The organism is Winogradskyella sp. (genome assembly GCF_028289625.1).
In the GTDB taxonomy this organism is placed as follows: domain Bacteria; phylum Bacteroidota; class Bacteroidia; order Flavobacteriales; family Flavobacteriaceae; genus Winogradskyella.
On the sequence record NZ_JANQOM010000024.1, the window covers coordinates 1 to 23259 of the forward strand.

Genomic DNA, 23259 nt, shown 5'->3' on the forward strand with positions numbered 1-23259 from the left:
ACCAGTGGCCACACCGGTATTTGCGGAGGACTCGTCTTCCGTACATTCAATAGTGATATCGGCAGGCACGTTAATAGTAGGTGGTGTTGTATCCTCCACGGTGATGGTCTGTGTTGCCGTTGCCGTATTTCCACAATTGTCAGTTATTGTAAATGTTCTTAATATTGTAATCGGGCAATTATTTGTCGATGTTACGGAATCAATATAGTTGATGCTCTGAATATTAAAATCATCAGATGCATTATAATTTGGATTTGATGCAAATACAGATTGTACATCACTAGAACCTGAATCATTAAAATCAAATACAGAATTTGCACTTGTGATATCTGATGTTGAACAACCTTCTAAATTAATCGTACTTGGAACAGAAATTTGTGGTCCTTCGGTGTCATTAACACCTATGGTTGCAATAGTTGTAGTTGTACAATTATTGGCATCAGTAACTAATATTGTATAAGTTCCGTTTGTTAGATTTTCAAATAATCCAGTTGCTTGATTGTTAGTGCCATTATCAATGGAGAACTGATAAGGAGGTGTTCCATTAGTAGCATTTGCAGTAAAATTTCCTGTTGTATCTCCTGAACAATCAACATTCACTGTATTGCTCACTGAAGCTATTAATGCATCACTAGGTTCATCAATAGTAGCCTGATTTGTAGTAGTACAACCGTTGACATCAGTTATTGTTACAGAATAAGTGCCAGCAGTAAGATTTGAAATATCTTCAGTGGTTTCACTATTACTCCACAAATATGAGTAAGGTGCTGTTCCTCCACTAACTGAAAGGTCTATTGCGCCAGTATTCTCACCGTTACATAAAACATCTGTTGTTGATGCTATTGTTGATGTCAATTCTTCTGAAGGTTCATCAATAGTATAGTTACCTGATATTGTACAGCCGTTAGTATCGGTTACAGTAACGGTATACGTTCCAGCAGAAACATTGGATAAGTCTTCAGATGTAGCAGAATTATTCCAAGAATATGTATATGGCGCTTCTCCACCTGTAACTGTAATGTCAATGGTGCCAGTATTCTCACCGTTACATAAAACATCAGTTACAACAGCAGATATTTCCAAGTTCTCTAAAGTTAACGTTGTTGAGTTTTCATTTTTACATCTTGTGAATATATTTTGAACAGACAAAGAATAATTTCCTTCTGGTAAACCAGTAAATTCAGTAGATGATTGAAAAGGCCCATTATTTAGTGAATACTCAAATTCTGCTCCTACAGGAGAGGTTACAGTAATAGTAAAATCATCATTTCCAGAACCACAACTGATATTTGCTTGGGGTGAAGGTGGAAGATTAACAAAGTTTAAAGTAACCGTTGCCTGATCACATACTGTTGTATTAGGCGCAGGGAGGCAAACTTCATATTCGAACGTCACATTACCTGTAAAGCCACTAGTGGGTACATAACTGTAAGTTCCATCTGGATTTAGAGTAAACGAATCGCCAGCTGGTGAGGGCCCAGAAACCAAACTGTAAGTAGATCCGTCTGGCACATTATTAGTTAAGTCGAGATCTCCATCAAATTTATTATTGATACAACCTGTTTCGAATTTATCAATGGCATATTTTTGGAGAATAAAAAATTTACCGTCACCATGGTCTCTAGTTGCGGCAACAAATTCTATTCTGGTTATTCGGGATCCCGTAGGTGCTATATCGTTTAAATGAAATAAAGCTATGGCTATTGTTTGTCCATTTTCATTACAACGACCAGATTGCCAATAGTCAGAGCCAGCAATAGGTGCTCCAAAGTTACAGCCACGATAATCACCTGAATTACGCACAAAAGTTTCTCCTAATCTTTGTTCGGGACCACCACCAACTGGTGTTCCCCAAAGTTCTATATAAAAACAGTTATTTCCACCTCGTTCTGTTACGGCAATTACACCACCTTCATTTGCAGGTATTGAAGGACTATAAAAAATAGTCTGTTTCTGTGCATCTGTAGTTAAGGCAGCAGTAAAATCTGTGCAAATATTTCTTCCGTTAGGGTTAGCGGCAAAATAATGATTTAAATTTTTATCTTGAAATGCAGCAGTAGCATTTGTAATCCAGTTAGCTTGACCACTATCTCCGCCTACAAAAACTCCGTTTCGCCTGATTCTATTAGGATTGTGCCCATCTGGACCCAAACGCGTCATTTCATAACTTGAAGGAACCACAAAGGTATTATAGATGGTCCCATCAATTGTAACCGATTGAATCGTAGCGGGATCGGCATTATTGCCTTGCGTATCTTCCCATTGAAAGGTCACACCTGTTTGAATAGAAGGCGCCTGTTGCGCTAGTAGTATATTTGGGAGTATTACCAATAAAACTATGGCTATAGCTTTAGTTATACTAACCTCTGAAATACAATTGTATTTGTTTCTCATACTGTACATAATAACTTATAATGTCCATGATGCACTAAACTTTGTATGATGAAATTCACTTAATAGGTGATACTATCAATCATTCAAAATTTAAGCAACATTTTTGTTTCGTTAATTGCAAAAAAATAGAGGGAAGTAATTACTGTAAATGAAATCTTGAATGGATTAATATATTTTTGATTTGGGGTCATTTACATTAATTTTACAAAACAAAAGAACTTATAACCATAATTTTAAACAAACATTAGAGTTAAAGCGGCAAAATAATCGTTAAAACGGAGATATGCAACATTTTATCGAAAAAAATTGCACTTAATCGAAATTAAATGAAATCAATAGTACTTGTAAGACATGGAAAATCCTCTTGGGAATTTGATGTTTCCGATAGACAAAGACCTCTAAAACAAAGAGGAATGAATGATGCTCAATTAGTTGCAAATGAATTTATTAAGTCTAATGCAATCCCAAGATATATTTTTTCGAGTCCAGCTAACAGAGCACTGTCCACATGTAAAATCTTCGTAAAAATCTTCAATTTATCAGAAAGTTCTATTTCAATTGCAGATGATTTATATGATTTTGGTGGTGAAAGTGTGATACATTTTATAAAAACTTTGCCTAATTCATATGAAAGCATTATGATTTTTGGGCACAATCATGCTTTCACATCTATTGCAAATATTTTTGGTGATAAGTTTGTTGGAAATCTTCCAACTAGCGGGTTAATTAAGCTTAAATTTGACATCGAAAATTGGCAAAATTTAAAACAAGGCACTACTGAACTAATTATTATTCCCAAGGAGTTAAAACAATGACCCAAGACAAGAATATTTACATCAATCGTGAGTTGAGTTGGTTGCAATTTAATGCTCGTGTACTCCAAGAAGCTGCAGACCAAAGCGTTCCTTTAATAGAGCGTTTAAGATTTCTAGGTATTTTTTCTAACAATTTGGATGAATTTTTTAAGGTTAGATATGCTACAGTAAAAAGAATCGATGAAGCCGGTAAAGGAGGGAAAAGCGAGTTGGGTGGTATTAAAGCAAGTGACCTTTTGGCAGAGATTACAAAAATTGTTATAGGACAGCAAAGTGAAAGTCTAGAAATCCTAGATTCTATAACTCAAGAATTGCAACAAGAAAAGATTCATATTATCAATGAAACTAACATTGATCCAGACCAACACGACTTTATAAAGAACCACTTCTATCAGGAAATTAGTCCGGCTTTGGTTGTTATTGTTTTGAACGAGGATGTCGATATACCCGAACTTAAGGATAGTGCCGCTTATCTTAATGTAAAGATGTCGAGCGCATCAGGTCCAACTCAGTATGCGCTTATAGAAATATCTAAAGCGATGGATCGTTTTATAGTCTTACCGAGCAAAGGCGATTCTAATTACATCATTATGGTCGATGATTTAATAAGGTATTGCTTAGATGATATTTTTAACATCTTTAGTTATGATGAAATCACGGCTCATATGATTAAGATTACTAGAGATGGCGAGCTTGACTTTGATAGTGATTTGAGTAAGAGTTTTGTGGATAAACTGTCGCGAAGTGTTAAAGGGCGAAAAAGTGGAGATCCAGTACGCTTTGTTTATGATAAAAATATAGACGAAGATACCTTAAGTTTTCTTCTAGAGCGTATGGCTATTGATTCTAAAGATAGTATTATACCTGGTGGGCGTTATCATAATCGACGCGACTATATGGACTTCCCGAGCTTAGGAAGAACAGACCTTTTGTACAAAAAAATTAAGCCACTACCTGTAAAGGGGTTAAGTTTCAAAGAAAGCATATTTAAGACAATAGCCCAGAAAGACTATTTAATCTATACACCATATCATAGGTTTTCGTACATCGTTGAGTTTTTGCGGGAGGCTGCATTAGATCCTAATGTAAAAACCATTAAGATTACAATATATAGGCTTGCTCAAATTTCGCATGTCGCCAGTTCACTCATTAATGCTGCAAAAAACGGCAAGGAAGTGACAGTTTCGATAGAACTTAGAGCCCGTTTTGATGAAGAAGCCAATATCAACTATGCCGAACAAATGCAAGATGCAGGTGTAAAAATGCTTTTTGGTGTTACTGGCTTAAAAGTGCATTGCAAAATGTGTGTCATTGAACGTGAAGAAAAGCATAAGCTCGTTAGATATGGTTTTATAAGTACAGGGAATTTTAATGAATCCACAGCGAAAATCTACACGGATTTCACCTTGCTAACTTCAGATTCTAAAATCCTTAAGGATATCAATAAGGTTTTTAATTTTTTAGAAGTTAACTATGTTGTTCGTAGATATAAGCACATTATTGTGTCTCCTCATTATACTCAAACAAAATTGTTTGCGCTTGTCGATAATGAAATTGAAAATGTAAGAAAGGGGAAACCGGCTTATATTAAATTGAAAATGAATAGTATCAGCAGCTATAAAATGGTTGATAAGTTATATGAAGCCAGTAGGGCTGGTGTGAAAATACAAATGATTGTTAGAGGATTATGCTGTTTGGTGCCAGGTGTAGAAGGCATGAGCGAAAATATTGAAGTAATGAGTATTATTGACAAGTTCTTAGAGCATACAAGATTGTATGTGTTTGCTAATAATGATGATCCAAAAATATACATTTCATCCGCCGATTGGATGACTAGGAATATCGACAATAGAGTAGAAGTGAGCTGCCCGATTTATGACAAGGCTATTAAAAAGGAATTGTTGGATCTTTACGAGATTTGTTGGAGAGATAATGTAAAAGCACGCTATATCAACCAAACACAGGACAATACGTATCGTAGAAATGATTTCCCCAAGGTTAGGGCACAATTCGATACATATAATTATTATTTAAATAAGCTAGAAGGATAACATGCTGAAGATACAAAAATATGCAGCTATAGACATAGGATCTAATGCTGTAAGACTGCTCATATCAAATATTATTGAAGAGGCTGATAAACCTGTAAAATTCAAAAAAAATTCTTTAGTCCGTGTACCCATTAGATTAGGGGCAGATGTTTTTATTAACGGTGAAATATCAGTCTATAATCAACAGCGTATGGTGGATACCATGATGGCATTTAGTTTATTAATGAAATCGCATGGAGTAAATCGTTATAAGGCCTGTGCTACATCTGCAATGCGAGAGGCAAGCAACAGTGAGCTATTAACCAGTAGGGTTTTAAACTCGTCAGGTATCAATATTGATATCATTGATGGGGAAGAAGAAGCTGCAATCATTGCGGAAACGGATTTACACTCATTTATAGACCCTAATAGAACGTACCTTTATGTAGATGTTGGAGGTGGTAGTACAGAGTTTTCGATAATTCATAATGGAGGCAAAGTGAATTCTAAATCATTTAAGATCGGAACAGTGAGATTATTAAATGACATGGTAAAGAAACAAACTTGGGATGATGTAGAACAATGGATAAAAGAAAACACTCACCAATATTATAAAATTGAGCTTATCGGTTCTGGCGGTAATATCAATAAAATCTTTAAAATATCAGGAAAGGATTTGGGTAAACCATTGACATACTTTTACTTAAGTAACTATTATAATACATTACAAAGCTATTCTTATGAAGAGCGAATCACTCAATTAGATTTAAATCAGGATAGAGCAGATGTTATTATTCCGGCCACACGCATATATTTGTCAGCAATGAAATGGAGTGGTGCTAAAGATATTTTTGTGCCCAAAATTGGTCTATCTGATGGTATTATAAAGAGTATATATTACGAGACCGTATCTAGTGTAACCATATGATTATGATATACAATATTACAGTTAAACTAATTTATTACTACAAAAATCTATACATTTACCTAAAATTTAGATTTTAAACTATATTAACCGTCTCAAATTTATAATTATGAAAAAACTTATACTTACGACTTTGTTCGCATGTTTTTTGACCTTGGGCATGTCACAAGAGATTAAATATGGTGTTAGAGGCGCACTTAATGTTTCTAACTTAGATTTTGATCCTGATGCTACTTTTGAAAATAAACATCGTAATGGCTTTGCTTTTGCAGGTTTTGTTGATTTTGGCTTATCCGAAGAATTAGCATTGCATGTAGAATTACAATGGTCTGCTGAAGGTGGAAAAGATGAAGATATTAGAGCGGATTATATTCAAATGCCAATTATGCTAAAGCTATCGGTTTCTGATCGATTATCTTTTGGTGCAGGACCACAGGTATCGTTAAAGACTTGGAAGAATAATGATGGCTTTTCAACCTTTGCTTTTTCTGGTGTTGTTGGAGCCGAATATATGATAACTAGTGAAATTTTTGTCGATGCAAGATACTCTTATGGTTTGTCTAATATTCTCGATGAAGATTTAACTGATGTTGAAGCAAAAAATCATGTTATGCAATTTGGTATTGGAATAAAGATTTAGAACTAGGATATATTCAAAGTTGAAAAGGTTTTAACTATAGGTTAAGGCCTTTATTTTTTTACAAACTTTAGCGTTGATATTATAGTGTTATTTTCACTGAAACTAATGAAATAGACACCAGAGTTTAGATTACTGGCATTAATTGAATCTCGATTTAAAGCTTCCGATATAATACGTTTGCCATTAATAGTGTAGATAGTATATTTAATATCTTTTAATAGTAGTTTTTCATTATAGAGGAGCTTTATCTGATTTTCAATAGGATTCTGCTTTAACGAAATAGTTGCAGATTCGGTTACTTTGTCACCAGTAGATAATGTTTCATCACCAAAAATCAATCGAGTACCCAAAAGATCTGTAAGAATAAGTGTTTCTCCATTGTTTACAATTTCAAACTCAAAAAAGTTAGTGCTTGGCTCCGACAATGTTTGAAAGTAGACCAATTCAAATGGAGAAAAAAAGCAATCAATAAGTGTTTGGCCAAAATTGCTAAAGCTAATATTATTGGCACCATTAAAAGATACAAAATACGTACTAAAGAAGCCATTGCACTGTCCGGATCCATGGGCTTCGGGTGTAAAGGGATTCAGTGGATATATATTATTAGTAAACATAATATTAGGACTTTCAGTTTCAGGAATGTTAATTACTGGATTTCCAGGAATGTCAATTTGATATAACCACCACGTGGATACCAGTATTCCTTGAGGTTGTTGCTTTTTATACACTAAAGAATTCCCACTCAAATTAGTAAGGGTTAGGACTTCATCATTTGTATTTCCAGAAATCACATAACCATGCATTGAACCATTACTACTATTATCGTAGTCAAATTCATCGAAAAAAAGTGTATTGTATTGTGAATGCGCTTGGGTCGAACAATCAAAACTAACGGTAGTAATTCCTGAAATCGTTATTTCATCTGAATTTATAGTGTAAAAACCTTGTGAAGCCTCGCAACCATGTCCCATTGAGAACTCAAAACTATCAGATAGGGTTCCTGGTTCGTTGGTAAACTCAATGTCGAAAATGGTCATGTCATTAAAGTAATTGGGATAAGTAACGCCATCCTTTACAACATGGTCTAGATACCAATTTCCTATTAAGTCGGATTGACTATTTAGGCTACAGCAAAACAAAATTGATAGAAAAGCAATAAGATAAGGGTGCTTCATAATAGGATAAGTATATATTGTGTCTTAAAAATTAAAAATTATCCATGGATGGTTTCCTTTTTTCCTAGATCTTTTATAATGTCCGCTTCATAATTAAGGAGTAGTTGCCATTTTTCATCGACTTCTTTACGGTCTCCATATTTTCTAGCAAAATTTAAGAACATTGTGTAGTGACTTGCTTCACTAATCATAAGTTTTCTATAGAATTTTGCTAGCTTTTTATCTTCTAGCTCTTCAGACAATAATCTAAAACGTTCACAACTACGTGCCTCTATGAGTGCTGCATACAAAAGCCGATGTACCAATTGTGTAGCCCTACTTCCGCCCTTAGGGAAGAACTTTAAAAGTGCAATCACATAATCATCTTTACGATCTCTGCCGAGTATCCAACCTCTTTCTAAAATAAGATCATGTACCATTTTAAAATGACTCATCTCTTCATTCACAAGATCTATCATTTCTTCAACAAGTTCGGTATACTCTGGGAAACTCACGATTAAAGAAATAGCTGTACTAGCCGCTTTTTGCTCACAATAGGCATGATCCGTTAAAATGTCTTCAATATTTTTTTCGACAATATTTACCCATCTTGGGTCTGTTGGTAGTTTTAATCCTAGCATTTTAATTGAGTAGTTTTTGTTCTATAGTCATCATTCCGCTTTCATTTATAATCATTGTATGCAAAGAAACCCTATCCGTATTTGGAATGGCATACAATACATCTATTTCTATGCTTTCAGAATTTGATACACCCTCATTTAATTCAATGGATTTTAGCACGCTAAGCTTATCAAAATCTTTTAACGCTGGTATATTAGAAGCATTGTATTTAAAAAGCTGGTTAATATGCTCTTTATCAAAATAGTTATTGAAAATACGCTTACCATTTCTTTCAATAAGGATGCTGAACTTAAAATTTCTATAATAGGTCTGGTAGTTGATTGTGTCTTTAATTTTAGTGAATAGCACTGCATTATCCATATCGGTATGAGTCTTTATCTTTACTCTATAGCCATTATGCAATAAGGTGTCGACTTGGCGTTCTAGGTAAGACTTGGGTTCGTAAACAGGAACTTCTACCGTTACGGTTTTTTTAAACTCCTCAATATCTTCAGAAAGCGCTTGGTTTTTTGTTTTTCGGCCTTCACAGCTAGACACAACAAACACTAGAAAAAGAAAAATACAAACAATGTTTCTCATATCAATTGATATATCTTAATCAAAGATATTCTTTATAAGCACAATATGAGAATATTTAATTTATTTTAACTGTAGGTTTTAGTTCTAAAAACTTCTTTTATTAATATTTTCGTTTTCAAAATCTCTAGGCAAATCTTCTGGTTGTTGGAATTTTTTCGTATCTGTCAACGCTTTCATAAAAGCAATAATATCTTCAATTTCTCTATCCGTCAGATTGAGCGGATCGCTAGCTAGAGTTTGATGTTCGAGGTTTATACCTCCACCAGCACCTCCACCTTTATTGTAGAAGTCCATAACTTCTTCTAGAGTATCAAAAACACCATTGTGCATGTAAGGCCCAGTTAATTCTATGTTTCTTATTGTAGGTGTTTTAAAAGCTGCTCGATAAAATTTTGCTTTATCTAGTGTAACACCATTTCCTAATCTTCCTGGGTCATCATCTAATGACCACGGTTCTTCTTTGTCTTCTGGGACACCTAAAACTTCCGCCTCAGTATCCATAAATAAAGGGGGTAAGTTTCCAGAAAATAATGGAACAAAATGACAAGTCGCACAAGCGGCCTTACCTGCAAATAAATTAAAACCTCGCTCAACGGATTCTGGTAATTCAGCTATTTTGTTTTGGAAAAATTTATCAATGGGACTATCAAAGGTATTAAGCTTCATAACATAGGCAGCTAATACATAATCTATATCATTAGATCGTATTTTTCTGGCCTTAATATCCGGAAAGGCCTTTTCAAATAAAGATTTATAATTGCTACTTTGGTTCACTTTATCGATAATCTCTTTATAAGATGTGTTAAATTCATCTTCGCTTACCACAACGTGCTCAAACTGATTTTCAAGATTTTTTGCTCTTAGATCATGAAAATATAATATAGCATACACAGAATAATTTAGTGTCATGGCGTTTCGCTTCATCGGGCTTCCAGCATTTGATAAGCTTAAAGTTTTACCATCGGTGAATGCTTTTTTTGGATTGTGACAACTTGCGCAAGACATCTCATTATTTTTGGACAGAATAGGGTCATAGAACAACAGTTTGCCGAGTTCTGCTTTGGCATTGTAAGTACTATCATTTTGCAGACTTACATAAAAAAATGAATTCAGAAAATCAGGATTAAATATATTATCAGATTTGTAATTTACGGCTTGAATAAAACGTGAAACTTCATCTATAGTTTCATAGCTTAAAGCCAAATGAATATCCTTTATGACCTTATAAGCAGGATTTATGAATTCTTTTATGAAAATCAATCTGTTAAAGTTGTCAAAATCTTCATTTTTGGTAAGTTTCAATCCTCTTTTGAATATTTTATTAGAGGATTTAAGCAAATCGGTTCGTTCTACATTTTTTAATTCAGGTTTATAAAGATTGAGATATATTTTTAAATGATTTAAAACCACCTTGGCGTCCTCAATGCCTTGTAATGTACCAGGAGTGTCAAAACCTGTAGTACCTAAGGTAGCTAAGCGTATAATACCCATACGAGCTGCCTCAAAGAACTGTCTGTCTGTGATTTTTCTAGCTTTTAAAAAAGAATGAAATTCATTAACATTCCTTTCAAGAGTTTTAGCTTCCCTTATAAGTTCTTCTTTTATCTCTAAAGTTGATAAACCTTCACTTGCTATTATTTCATCAATTACTTGAAAACCATGGGGTTGTAATACTGTAATATCTGCTACTTTTTTCTCAAGTTTGGGTAAAGGTGCACCATTTATAATTTTGTCAAAGGCCTCTTTATCTAAATATTCAATAATAAATTCTACGGTTTTAAATTTATCGCGCAGTATTCGATAATCATTAATTAAGTCCTCTGTTGACTTTTTTTGATGGATAAAATCTTCAGTAGCTACTCTAAAGTCTAAAGTGGATTTTACAAATTCTCCAAAATCAGTTTTATACTTAGCATTAATATTACCAATAGCTTTAGGACTGTAATTTTTATCATTAAGACTTTTAAAGCTTGAATTTGACCATTGAAGGAATAAAAGATAAATAAAGCCAAATAATAAACCAGTAGATACTATGTGGGTATTGATCTTCATGATAAGATGAAATAAAAAACAAAAGCCAGATGCTAGTTACATCTGGCTCTTGAAAAATTAAAAAATTATTTTATGATTACTTTTCTAGTAAAGCCATCTTTTGTTTTCAATAAATACGTGCCAGTTGCTAAACCAGTAATATCTATTGAGCTAACATTGCGATATACACCTATACGCTTTCCGGTAATATCGTATAATGCTAAGTCCGTTGTTTCACTTAGGTATATAATACGCTCAGTTGGGTTAGGATAAATGCTAAACCTTCCTGTCTCACCATCAAAATCTCTACTCGATAATGTTGCCAATGCAGTTGGGTCATCAAAACCTGTTATGGCAAATGTTAAAGAATTATTGTATGGGAATGGATTTGTATCCGCAGGATGTTGCGAATTTACTAATACCGATTTTCCATCTATAGTAGCACAGGCACCAGTAACTTCTGCGCCTCTAGGTGTTTGGGTTAAACGAATCAAATCATCTATGCCTGGATTAGCTATTTCCATGTCTAAGATATACATCTCGCACATACGATCGCTTATTCCGTCTGGAGTTCTACCAAAGGAAGTTCCATTTAAATCCTCATTAATAAGCATGTAAGTTTTGTCTGTTCCTCCTACATTAACATATAACATGTTTAATCCATCAGGGTTTGATAGGTGCTTTGTTGGGTAACTTGCTAGATCAGGACTGTTGGCAAAATAAGGTCCTCCTTCAACAAAAATAGTGACATCGCCAGTTGCAGGATCGAATTCTAAGATACGTCCGTAGTAATCCCAGTATGCAGGGTCATCTGGACCAGTAGCACCTTGATCCATAGCACGTTGTAGATGATGAGGTGCGTAAACGGCACCTGCCATTGCTTCATCTTCCCAACGAGAGGCAGGGTTGTCTCTACCAGTTTCAGTCATGTATACCTTACCGGTATTTTTATCAATTGTCACCCATTCTAAACGGTTAAACATAGTAGCACCACTTGATATAGCTTCAGTACCAAAGTTTAGCATTTTAGTGAAATCTTGGTTATCTATTTCAACCCATGGATCACCACCAGGATTGTCGTGCTTGTAAACGTAAGTTGTACCAATAGTAAAATCACCAGGTGTATCAGCAACGAATTTTGTGAAAAATCCTGGTGTTGCATCAGCACCCATGTAAACTGTCTGGTTATCATTGGCAATAGTTCCACCTTCAAAAGGCTGACGTCCCCAATTGTATTGCTTACGTATTGCTTTTGCACTTCTTGGATCTATTTCTACCATCCAGTTAAAGTTTTGATATCTTTGAATGGTTTGGAAATTCGCCATTTCAAATTCCGTATATTTAATAGTATAGTCGCTTAAATCGCGTACACCAGGACCACCAGTAGTAAAGTCAACCGTTAAAGAATTGTTATCAGATCTGAACCATTCTTCTGCCGTCCAAATACGACCATCGATATTGGAATTGATACCACCACAGTTCATACCTGTTTCACCTACGTTAGAGAAATCTACATTAAAGAAATCTCCTTGACGACCATCGGTCAATGTTTGTGGAATGACATACAGAGAATCATCAACCGGATCTCTACCTAATAAAAAGGCAGTCATTCCACCACCATCGCCAATCTTATCATTGGCTTGAATCATTTCGTGGTTTACGGATACCCAGCCAATAGCATTAGCGTCATCAACACAATCCTCGGGTGTAATTGGAGTAAAGCCTATAAAATCATGCCATTGTTTAGCAGGTACTGCTTCATTGATACCTGTTTGTACCATATCAGTAGCTCCTACAAAAAGAACTTGATACTGAAATGGTGATGGTGGAACTACAACTTCAGTAGCTGTCCAATCTACGTCTACTGACATAGGAAATTCGCTTTGCGCTGTGGAAACTAGTCCGTACGCACATGCAAGAAAAGTAAGTAATTTACGTTTCATTTTTAGTTTTTTTAAAGATTAAAAGGTTTTTTGGTTAAATAATTAATGACCTAAAATTACTTTCGCTTTGTAAAGACAGATTAAATGCTTTTTAAAATTATTGCTAACTAAACATTAAATATGTGTTTTTATCGTTATCAAAATTGGGATGCACTACTGTGTTAATTTACATTTTGATAACACAAATTCTAGCTTATCGCATATCGCAAATAGGATAAAGTACTAACTACAAGCTGACTTAGGAAGTTATGCCATAGTGCCAAAAAAAAACCTCGGAAATTATAGCTGCCAATCTATTACTATTTAGAAGTGTTATAAACAGGAGATTAGAACTTATTATTTTGAAGAATGACAAATGGAATACCTTCTTTCATCCATTGTTCAACGTAACCCAATTTAGGAACGACTTCAAAAGCTAATGATCCAAGAATCAAATCTATGTCGCCATCTTTATCGTAATCTGAAGCATGCATAACTACCCAGCGTCCTTTATTAACTTCCTGAAATGTAAAGTGCTCAAAGGTTGAATCTCCCTTATTTTTATAGTATACAAAGCTTTCTTCAGGTGTATTGACCCAATCAGGGAAAAAAGATATAGCAGCTACATCTTTATCACCATCTCCATCAAAATCTTCGACTACTGCATTATAGGCTCCATTATGGTGAATGAAGAGCTCTTGGTTAAAGTTGTTGTTTCCATCATTTAGAAATACATAGATGCCGTGCCAGGGTTTCATTACAGGTTTATAATCGGCGTTATCCCCAGCCGTAAAAAGAATGTCTAGATGTCCATCGTCATTGTAGTCAATTAAATTCATAAAACTGCCACCCATTGAAGGTGAAAATTTTAGAACACGGCTTCGCGTAAAGTTGGCTTTGCCATCATTATAGTAAATATCTACACCTTCGGCACCTTGAGCAAAAAGCGCAACTATATCTAAATGACCGTCGTTATTCATGTCTCTCATGTAAGATTTAATGGCACCTGGTGTAGCAAGTAAAACGTTCTTAGTATAATTGCCTTGATTATTTATGAAAACCGAAAGTGCTCCAGTCCACTTTCCAAATTCCGAAACCACAATATCCATAAAACCATCACCATTTAAATCGCCATAATCACTATGAACAGGACGTTGTAACCTTTTAATTGGAACAGTCGATTTAACGCTAGGTGATTTTGGTAATGTCGCTATAAGACCACGAGGTTCGTCCGTAGGGGAGAAGCTGCCCATTACCGTGAGCCAAAAGGCATCTTCACCATCAAATATGCTTACAGCTCCTTCCTGTACATTTCCAGTATTCAATAATTCAAGTTGACTTGAAAAAATTGAGAAGCTTCGTGTTACCGCATCACCTAAATAGATTTGTCCCGAATCTGAGAATTGTGCCATAGTCGAACTCGGTATTTGTACTTTCTGATCTGGAATAATGGTTGTGAATTGCGATAATTGCTTTGTAATCTCTTTTTTGGGTGGCACTTCGAGTCTTCGTGGTGCGTTATTTAGATAATAGTTTTGAATTTTATTCCAAGATAAGCTGTCTAAAGTTCTGGTACTAGGAAACAATCCACTTGCCCTTACGATTTCCCCACCTTCATTATTCTCAAAAAGTGCTTCGTGCTCTTCACTAGTTTTGTAAATACCGTACATATAACCCATTCTAGGTAACATATAGTTTTTCCAAGTGTCAACATCTAATAGTTGGGGTTCTGGATATTCGTGGCATGACCCACAATATATTCTGGATAGTTGTTCACCATCCATGGTATTAATATTGTTATTTACAATTTCTGAATCTTTATTAGAATCTTGATTTGAATAGTTAGAATCATTTTTACAAGAAATTGACATGCAAATCACGGCAAGAAGTAGGGGGAGATAAATTTTTTTCATGCTCCAATATCAAAAATACACATTGCCTTAACGATTTATAATTGTTATGATTTTGTTATGGTTATGAAAAAAATTATGATAAACTCTAGAGGTCTAAGCCAAACGTTTTTTTAAGTAATTCGATATTTGGGTTTTTTTCTTTCAACTTCTCATATTTCTCTTTTGGAGTAAACGCATATTTTTTAGCGATTTCTTCATTGACACTAATTTCGAGATGCAAATCAAAATTTTGTAAAGTTTTGCGTAAATAAGATAGAAGTGGATATTGAGCACGTTCGAGCTCTATTTTATTGGTTTGATTAGAATAGCTTATATGAATAGCTGTATCTATCAATTTCGGCTCTGCCATATGTAGAATAGAAGCCAGTATCTTTTCACCTTTTTTCTCCATCGAAATGGTATAAGCATTCCATGCCTTTGTCAATGCATCTTGCTCAACAGGTTCTTTTGGAAGGTCTTCTTCATCAATTATGACATCTAATTGACGTATCTGATGCTCTTTTTTTTCTTTTATGCTTCTTAATGATAATCCCGAAGTTGATGTCTTGGCTCTATCGATAGAAATCTTCGGAATTACCATCGGTTCTGAAACAGTTACCACTACTTCTTTTTCGGGAACCCTTTCTAACACCGGTTTTTTCTCAGATGGTTGGCTTAGTGTTTCACTTGGTTTTTTAATTGGAACAGGAGTAATACCTTTTACTTCAAAATAAGAAGGAGGGATTATAAAATGCTTACTGTTTTTTTTTTCTCCATCATAAGTGATAGAGGCCAATTGCATAAGTGTCAATTCAACTAATAAACGTTGATTTTTACTGGTCTTATATTTTAAATCACAATCATTGGCAAGTTGAATGCCTTTCATCAAAAACGCATTGGACGTTTTTAAACATTGCTCAACATACTTTTGCTTGGTTTCTTCACCAACTTCTAATAAGTCTATAGTAGCTTGGTTTTTACAAACCATTAAATCCCTAAAATGTGATGCCAAACCTGCTATATAATGATGTCCGTCAAAACCTTTAGACAATATCGAATTGAACTGTACTAATAAATCAGGGATTTTATTATCGAGAATCAAATCCGTGCTTTCAAAATAAGTTTCATAATCCAATACATTTAGATTCTCTGTAACGGCTTGCCTTGTTAGGTTTTTACCAGAAAAACTAACGACGCGATCAAAAATAGACAATGCATCTCGCATAGCGCCATCTGCTTTTTGGGCAATGATGTGTAAGGCATCGTCTTCTGCAGTAATGCCTTGTTCTTTTGCAATGTATTTAAGATATTCCTTGGCATCCTTTACAGTAATACGCTTAAAGTCAAAGATCTGACAACGCGATAATATGGTTGGAATAATTTTGTGCTTCTCTGTAGTAGCTAAGATGAAAATACAGTGCTTTGGTGGTTCCTCAAGTGTTTTCAAAAATGCATTAAAAGCGGCCTGGGATAACATATGTACCTCATCTATAATATAGACTTTGTATTTGCCAACTTGAGGTGGAATCCTAACCTGATCGGTTAAGTTTCTTATATCATCTACGGAGTTGTTTGAAGCAGCATCCAGCTCAAAAATATTAAAGGCAAAATCTTCATCTTCACTAGTATTACCGTCGCTATTAATCATTTTAGCAAGAATACGTGCACAGGTGGTTTTACCAACACCTCGTGGTCCTGTGAAAAGAAGTGCCTGGGCTAGGTGATTATTTTCAATGGCATTGATTAAGGTATTAGTAATAGCCTGCTGTCCCACAACATCCTTAAAGGTTTGTGGTCTGTACTTACGTGCTGATACTACGAAATGCTCCATGTAAAATAACTGAAATACAAATTTAAGAATAACCTCTAAATAGGAACTTGAGAAGCTCAAAATTTAATAGGAGTTATTAACAATTTACGTACTTTTGCTTTCTGCAAATCGCCTTATCGCTCTTGTACTGAACTTGTTTTGCATCTCATTCTTTTGGTATTAATGTTGATTGAAAAAGGTACTGAAACAAGTTCAGCACTAGGGAGGAAAGTCCGAACACCATAGTGCAACATAGTGGCTAACGGCCACCAGCCGAAAGGTTAGGAAAAGTGCAACAGAAAGTATGTACAGGTAATGCTGTAGTGAAATCAGGTAAACTCTATGTGGTGCAATGTCATGTAAACCAACGCTGAGGGCTGCACGTTCGATTGTTGGAGGGTAGACAGCTAAAGTTTGCTGGTAATAGTAAACGCAGATAAATGATAAGGGTCGAGATGATTAATATCTCGATACAGAATTCGGCTTACAGATTTGCTTACATAAAAAAACCTTCTGATTCCAGAAGGTTTTTTATTGTTTTAAAACGTCTTGTTCTATTCTTCGGCTTCAGATTCAGCTTGCATTACAGTCATAGCTGCGTTCATTTCGGTACCATCAAAATAAATATGTTCTTCTATGATTTTACCATCCATGAATTGGACCGCTAAGTGCACTGGTATGGATAGTTTTGTACCATTTACCATAGTCCCGTTATGTTGTCCCCAGAAGTAAACCCAAGTCTCATCTTCTTTATCGAGTACCATTTCAATATAACTTTCTTCTTTCTCAAATCCGTAAGATGAGAAAGCTTCCGTCATCGACGATAAGTTTTTATGTCTTGCATCTAAGGTTATTGGTTCTTTTGAGTTGACAAAGATCTTTGCTGTATCTACAAAGTGACTTTTCCATGTTGCCCAGTCACCACTTTCGTAAGCGGCTATTCCAGCTTCTAAGGTTTTAGTCTCTTCCGATTCGGCAAAATAGCGTTGTTTCTGTTCCTGACAAGCACTTAGGAATAAAAGAAGTATTGCCAGTATTAATACATTTTTCATACTATTGATTTTAGTTATAATTTTTAAGCTTATTCTTCTTCAACAGCTGGCCAGTAACTTAAATCTGGTCTAATATTGGCTTCGACCTGGTCGTATTTGGATGTAAGCTTAATAACTTCCCAAAATACGGCATCCTTTTCTTCACCTAAGAGTTTGTCGTTCTCTTCTCCGCCTTGAGCAATAGCCATTTCGGAAGCTCCAGCTATTGCCACCATGTAATAAATTCCATCACTACCGAAACCACTATGGTACACTTCATAGCCATTTTTTATTCCTTTTGCCTTGAACATTTCTTTTACTTTACCCATAGCTTCTTTCATGGCTTTGGCATTCTTTGGCGGGTAATACAGAAAGTGGTACTCTCTGTGATTTTTTTCTTTTGTGCTATAGCCTTCTGGCATATATGATAGTTCTGACTTAAGGTGCACTATTTGAGTATTGTAGGAATCATAGCATTCATCAAACTCAGTAAACATTTGATTTATTTTGTCTTCACCAATCTTCTTTTCCATCTCTTCCATATGATTTTTGTCTAATTCTGCCATGTTTTTAATGGGCATAACATATACATACCGTCCATCTTCAACACTTATCGTGGTCCAGTTAAGATCCTTAATTTCATGTTCTTCACATAAGGTTTTGAATTTGAGGGAAAGCTCTTCGTACTTGGGTATCATTTCAAACTTTACATTGTCTGTATGTACTGCAAACATTGTGGGACTTTCTTCTTGGGAGTTGGAGATGTTAATCGCAAATACGACAATCAACAGGGCGATAGCCCCTCTTTTGAGAATTTTCATAATTGATTAGTTTTTGTGGTTAATAGCTTAAATAACCATTTCAAAAAATAGAAAAAAACATGTGTAGAAAATGTGCAACGAATTTCTGCAAGGCTTATAAAGGTAGTGAAAATATTCTTTTAGGAATCAACCTACACTACTGTTAATCAATTTCTTACAAAGAAACTAAACGTGTTCCCACCATATTTTCTTGAGTATGAAAAGTGCTCTAAAAGACTCAAATCCGTATGCTTGGAATGTTCTATAATTAAGCATCCGTTCTCATCCAAGAGCTCATTTTGAAAGACTAACTGAGGAATCCTAGTGAATAGTTGGATTTCAAAATTGTATGGCGGGTCAGCGAAGATAATCGTGTATTTTTGATTGGCATGTTCTAAAAGCTTAAATACGTCACTTTTTATGGTTTTAATTGGCATTTCAAAAGCTTCAGCGGTCTCATTTATGAATTTTATACAACTATAATTATCATCTACTGCTGTAATTAATTCTGCACCTCTAGAGGCAAATTCATAACTTATGTTGCCTGTTCCTGAGAATAAATCCAATACAGAAATTTCATCAAAATAATATTGATTATTTAGAATATTGAACAAAGCTTCTTTTGCCATGTCTGTAGTAGGACGAACGGGTAATTTTTTTGGAGCAATTATTTTTCTGCCTTTGTGTATGCCAGAGATAATACGCATTAAAAGGAATTTAAAATCAAATAATTGTGGTCGATGTCTTCATTTTTAATCGCTTCAGATATTCTGTAGCTAAACGCTTCATCTATAGTTTCTACATGCCTTATATAGGTATACAATATTTGATAAATATCATCATTTTTATCAATACGCCCACAAAGACTTACTATAGTGGTTTCTACATCTAACTGCAATTGTTCAAAAACAAATAATATATAATAAATAAAATCCTCTTTGCTGTGGTATTCAAAAACATTAAACAGTTGCAATTGACCTTTTTCTGTGACCAAGACCTCAATCATAGATGGGTTAACATGTACAAAGACCTTAGGATTACCATCAGGATCAATATTTTTTAGAATAGTATCAATTAATATGGTTGAAGAATGCTTGTATGTAAACTCACCAAAAGTTTCAAAAATATAATTATTGATATTGACGTACGGAATATAGACGTTGATACTATGGTTAATAGCCAGTTCATCTTGAGTAATGAAGTCGGTCTTTAAAATTTTGGCATTAAACTTTAAATAATTTGCTTTTTGACTTTCATCATATAGACTTTTGGGAACAAGCGTCGATAATTCATTCTGATGGATTACATTTACTGCATCGAATTTTTCGAAAAACCTAGAGTTAGCGCTTAACTCTGTCTTGAGGCGGTTAAGCACATCAAAAGGAGTGAGCTTATTTACAAACTCGATAGTATTAAGGAATTCAATAGTGTTTGATGACCTATTTAAGATGCAAAAAGAAAGCCCATTCAAATTCACTTGAATGGACAGTTCTTTAATGTTATTGTTATTCAAAATTTATTCCTTGGTTGAAAGATCTTTACCCCAATTTCCGCTAGTGTTTACTTCTTCCATCGAACCAATCTTCACTGTTGGTCCTTTAACACCTGCAATTGAAACGGCTTGTCTTTCTTTTTCGATAAGATATTTGTCTTCGCCATCCAAAACAATAGCTTTGTCCACACTTGCTTCAAATACTGGAATATCATCTAATTTACCTGCTTGTAATTCAAACTTAGCACCAGGTTTACCTACACCAACATCTGCCATAGTTTTAAAGCGATTATTGCCTTTAAAAATAGAGTCTTTTACAGTGTAATAGCTAAGTGTATCAATTAGTGTAATAGTTTTAAAAGTTTCAACACCACCAAAAGCACGTGTTCTTTCTTCATCTAAAACTAATGTGTCCCTTCTTTGGGTGATTGGTACTTGTCCATTTTCAACAAAACTGATAAGCTTGTCGAAATTGTCGGCATATTCTCCCTTAACTTCTTTATAAGCCAATTGTGAATCCCTAATATCCACCAAACGGTCAATAACAACTCTATAGCGCTCTACTTTGAGTTTATTGAATTTAATTTCTTCATAAACCGAATTAAATGTCATGTATGCCAAGAAAATTATTAGTGCCCAAAGCAAAAGATTGATGACTGGTTTTAATTTCTTAGGAACAAATTTATCTATTAACCATACAATAAGGATGGTCAATAATATAATTACTACAACTGCTATAATTACTCTCATTTTAGTGTTTATTAATTAGGTCTCTCGCAAATCTACAATTTTTTTTTGTTCGTTAAAACTATCTAAATAAAAAATAGAGTAGCAATAAAGAATAATGCTATATTGCTTCATATTTATTTTTTATGATTACCAATGCCTCTGCATTTTATACACTTTTAAAATCCAAATTTCCATTTAAGCCAACATCTAAGCAAGATAGGGTGTTGATGGAGCTATCGCAGTTTGTTTTTGATAAATCCGCAAATCATATTTATTTACTGAAGGGTTATGCAGGGACAGGTAAAACCAGCATAATTGGTGCCATCGTAAGCAATCTTTGGGAAGCTAAAAAAAGTGCTGTCTTATTGGCGCCAACTGGTAGAGCAGCCAAAGTCATTTCTAATTATTCAAAAAAGGAAGCTTTTACAATTCACAAGAAAATATACTTTCCAAAAAAGGATAAAGGTGGTGGAGTGAAATTTGTAATGCAGCCTAATAAGCATCGGAATACCATATTCATTGTTGATGAAGCATCGATGATCCCAGATGTACCATCAGATTCAAAATTATTTGAAAATGGTTCACTTTTAGATGACCTTATGCAATACGTCTATTCTGGTCATCAATGTAAACTATTATTAATTGGTGACAAAGCACAGTTGCCACCTGTTAAATCAGATTTAAGTCCGGCTTTAGATTCAGATAAATTAAGCTTAAATTATAACAAAGACGTATCAGGTATAGAATTGGATGAGGTCGTTAGGCAAGAGCAATATTCTGGTATTTTAGACAATGCTACAGAACTGCGAGCTACATTAGAAACAGGTTTTTACGACAGCTTTAAATTCAATGTCGATTCTTACCAAGACATTGTAAGGCTAATTGATGGTCATGAAATCATGGATGCTATTAACGAAGCCTATCATAACTTAGGATACGAAGAAACTGCTATTATCGTACGTAGTAATAAGCGTGCTAACCTATATAACAAACAGATAAGGGAGCGAATTTTATTTAATGATAGTGAATTGTCTGCTGGCGACTATTTAATGGTCGTTAAGAATAATTATTTCTGGATTAAACCAACCTCTGAGGCAGGTTTTATAGCCAATGGAGATATCATTGAGGTTTTAGAAATATTTAGTATAAAGGAATTATACGGATTTAAGTTTGCTGAAGTCAAAGTGAAAATGGTGGACTATCCTCGTATGCGTCCTTTTGAAACCGTTTTACTTTTGGATACTATAAGTGCTGAAAGTGCTTCATTAACTTATGATGATTCTAATCGTTTGTATCAAGAAGTTGCAAAAGATTATACCAATGAAAAATCTAATTATAAACGTTTCTTAGGTGTAAAGAACAACAAATATTTCAATGCTTTACAGGTAAAATTTTCTTATGCCATAACTTGCCACAAATCCCAAGGTGGTCAATGGAATACCATATTCATAGAACAGCCCTATTTACCGAATGGTATGGATAAAGATTATATACGCTGGTTATATACAGCCGTTACGCGTGCCAAGGAAAAACTGTACCTCATAGGATTTAAGAACAATATGTTTACAGAAAATACTCCTAATTAAGAGAGAATACTTTATTTTTGAATACTGATTAACTAGATATATGAAGATTATATCCATGATTCCCGCACGTTACAGTGCTTCTAGATTCCCAGGTAAATTAATGCAGAATTTAGCTGGGAAATCTGTTATTCTCAGAACTTATGAAGCTACGGTCGCTACTGAGCTTTTTAGTGAAGTTTATGTGGTTACGGATAGTGATATTATATATAATGAAATTGTGAATAATGGTGGTAAGGCCATCATGAGTAAAAAAGAACACGAATCAGGTAGCGATAGAATTGCTGAAGCCGTAGCTGAAGTAGATTGTGACATTGTGGTTAATGTTCAAGGCGATGAACCCTTTACAGAACGAGAGAGCTTGTTTAAAGTACTAGAGGTATTTAAGGATGACGTAGACAAAGATATAGACTTGGCATCGCTTATGGTAGAAATCAAGGATTGGGATGAAATCAGCAATCCAAATACGGTTAAGGTAATTGTAGACCAAGACAATTTTGCTTTATATTTTTCAAGAAGCCCAATTCCTTATCCAAGGGATAAAGAAGCAGGGGCTCGCTATTTTAAGCACAAAGGTATTTATGCCTTTAGGAAAGAAGCGTTATTGGATTTTGCAGTATTGCCTATGCAATTCATTGAAGCCACCGAGAAGATAGAATGCATTCGTTATCTGGAATATGGTAAGAAAATTAAAATGGTAGAAACCCAAATACAAGGTGTTGAGATAGATACACCTGAAGACTTAGAAAAAGCAAAGCAATTGTGGAAATAGATTACAGTAGTATAAAGG

General features: G+C 34.6%; 19 protein-coding genes and 1 other RNA gene. 7 read left to right on the forward strand and 13 right to left on the reverse strand.

Annotation, left to right across the window (positions count from 1 at the left end):
- The coding region (locus Q0992_RS05170) for an Ig-like domain-containing protein (protein ID WP_299521277.1) at positions 1-2394 on the reverse strand (2394 nt) is incomplete at its 3' end.
- Positions 2395-2720: 326 nt separating this feature from the next.
- Here Q0992_RS05170 and Q0992_RS05175 point away from each other — a divergent pair.
- From Q0992_RS05175 to Q0992_RS05190, 4 genes are all read left to right on the forward strand, one after another.
- Positions 2721-3209, forward strand: a complete 489-nt coding sequence (locus tag Q0992_RS05175) for a histidine phosphatase family protein (RefSeq protein WP_299521278.1) — start codon at positions 2721-2723, stop codon at positions 3207-3209.
- Positions 3206-5260: a polyphosphate kinase 1 gene (gene ppk1, locus Q0992_RS05180; RefSeq protein ID WP_299521279.1), complete on the forward strand. Its 2055-nt coding sequence runs from the start codon at positions 3206-3208 to the stop codon at positions 5258-5260. Before Q0992_RS05175 ends, ppk1 begins: the two co-directional genes overlap by 4 nt.
- 1 nt (position 5261) lies before the next feature.
- Complete coding sequence (locus tag Q0992_RS05185) at positions 5262-6167, forward strand: rod shape-determining protein (protein WP_299521280.1); 906 nt, start codon at positions 5262-5264, stop codon at positions 6165-6167.
- Between the two features lie 106 nt (positions 6168-6273).
- A complete protein-coding gene (locus Q0992_RS05190; RefSeq protein WP_299521281.1) occupies positions 6274-6804 on the forward strand; it encodes a porin family protein in 531 nt (176 codons plus the stop codon).
- A gap of 50 nt (positions 6805-6854) precedes the next feature.
- On the opposite strand, the gene Q0992_RS05195 is transcribed toward Q0992_RS05190, so the two are convergent.
- The 7 genes from Q0992_RS05195 to dnaX all read right to left on the reverse strand — a co-directional run bounded on the left by Q0992_RS05195 (position 6855) and on the right by dnaX (position 16855).
- Complete coding sequence (locus Q0992_RS05195; RefSeq protein ID WP_299521282.1) at positions 6855-7979, reverse strand: T9SS type A sorting domain-containing protein; 1125 nt, start codon at positions 7977-7979, stop codon at positions 6855-6857.
- A gap of 38 nt (positions 7980-8017) precedes the next feature.
- On the reverse strand, positions 8018-8599 hold the full coding sequence (locus tag Q0992_RS05200; RefSeq protein WP_299521283.1) for a tRNA-(ms[2]io[6]A)-hydroxylase: 582 nt from the start codon (positions 8597-8599) through the stop codon (positions 8018-8020).
- Between the two features lies 1 nt (position 8600).
- A complete protein-coding gene (locus tag Q0992_RS05205) occupies positions 8601-9179 on the reverse strand; it encodes a hypothetical protein (RefSeq protein ID WP_299521284.1) in 579 nt (192 codons plus the stop codon).
- Positions 9180-9263: 84 nt separating this feature from the next.
- A complete protein-coding gene (locus Q0992_RS05210; RefSeq protein WP_299521285.1) occupies positions 9264-11231 on the reverse strand; it encodes a cytochrome c peroxidase in 1968 nt (655 codons plus the stop codon).
- Positions 11232-11296: 65 nt separating this feature from the next.
- A complete protein-coding gene (locus Q0992_RS05215) occupies positions 11297-13153 on the reverse strand; it encodes an alkaline phosphatase PhoX (RefSeq protein ID WP_299521286.1) in 1857 nt (618 codons plus the stop codon).
- 326 nt (positions 13154-13479) lie between these two features.
- A complete protein-coding gene (locus Q0992_RS05220) occupies positions 13480-15045 on the reverse strand; it encodes a VCBS repeat-containing protein (protein ID WP_299521287.1) in 1566 nt (521 codons plus the stop codon).
- 85 nt (positions 15046-15130) lie between these two features.
- Positions 15131-16855 (reverse strand): DNA polymerase III subunit gamma/tau, encoded by a 1725-nt coding sequence (dnaX, locus tag Q0992_RS05225; RefSeq protein ID WP_299521288.1) that lies wholly within the window; start codon positions 16853-16855, stop codon positions 15131-15133.
- A 183-nt stretch (positions 16856-17038) separates the two neighbouring features.
- Between dnaX and rnpB the strand changes: the two genes are divergently transcribed.
- An RNA gene (gene rnpB, locus Q0992_RS05230) (RNase P RNA component class A) lies at positions 17039-17337 on the forward strand.
- 51 nt (positions 17338-17388) lie between these two features.
- Here the strand turns inward: rnpB and Q0992_RS05235 are convergent.
- The 5 genes from Q0992_RS05235 to Q0992_RS05255 all read right to left on the reverse strand — a co-directional run bounded on the left by Q0992_RS05235 (position 17389) and on the right by Q0992_RS05255 (position 20907).
- Positions 17389-17886, reverse strand: a complete 498-nt coding sequence (locus tag Q0992_RS05235; RefSeq protein WP_299521289.1) for a nuclear transport factor 2 family protein — start codon at positions 17884-17886, stop codon at positions 17389-17391.
- A gap of 29 nt (positions 17887-17915) precedes the next feature.
- Complete coding sequence (locus Q0992_RS05240) at positions 17916-18686, reverse strand: hypothetical protein (protein ID WP_299521290.1); 771 nt, start codon at positions 18684-18686, stop codon at positions 17916-17918.
- A 146-nt stretch (positions 18687-18832) separates the two neighbouring features.
- Positions 18833-19372 (reverse strand): 16S rRNA (guanine(966)-N(2))-methyltransferase RsmD, encoded by a 540-nt coding sequence (rsmD, locus tag Q0992_RS05245; RefSeq protein ID WP_299521291.1) that lies wholly within the window; start codon positions 19370-19372, stop codon positions 18833-18835.
- A complete protein-coding gene (locus Q0992_RS05250; protein ID WP_299521292.1) occupies positions 19372-20178 on the reverse strand; it encodes a DUF3822 family protein in 807 nt (268 codons plus the stop codon). Before Q0992_RS05250 ends, rsmD begins: the two co-directional genes overlap by 1 nt.
- Positions 20179-20181: 3 nt before the next feature.
- On the reverse strand, positions 20182-20907 hold the full coding sequence (locus Q0992_RS05255; RefSeq protein ID WP_299521293.1) for a hypothetical protein: 726 nt from the start codon (positions 20905-20907) through the stop codon (positions 20182-20184).
- 122 nt (positions 20908-21029) lie between these two features.
- Between Q0992_RS05255 and Q0992_RS05260 the strand changes: the two genes are divergently transcribed.
- Both Q0992_RS05260 and kdsB read left to right on the forward strand, forming a co-directional pair.
- Complete coding sequence (locus Q0992_RS05260; protein WP_299521294.1) at positions 21030-22472, forward strand: ATP-dependent RecD-like DNA helicase; 1443 nt, start codon at positions 21030-21032, stop codon at positions 22470-22472.
- Between the two features lie 40 nt (positions 22473-22512).
- A complete protein-coding gene (kdsB, locus tag Q0992_RS05265; protein WP_299521295.1) occupies positions 22513-23241 on the forward strand; it encodes a 3-deoxy-manno-octulosonate cytidylyltransferase in 729 nt (242 codons plus the stop codon).
- The last annotated feature ends 18 nt before the right edge of the window (positions 23242-23259 follow it).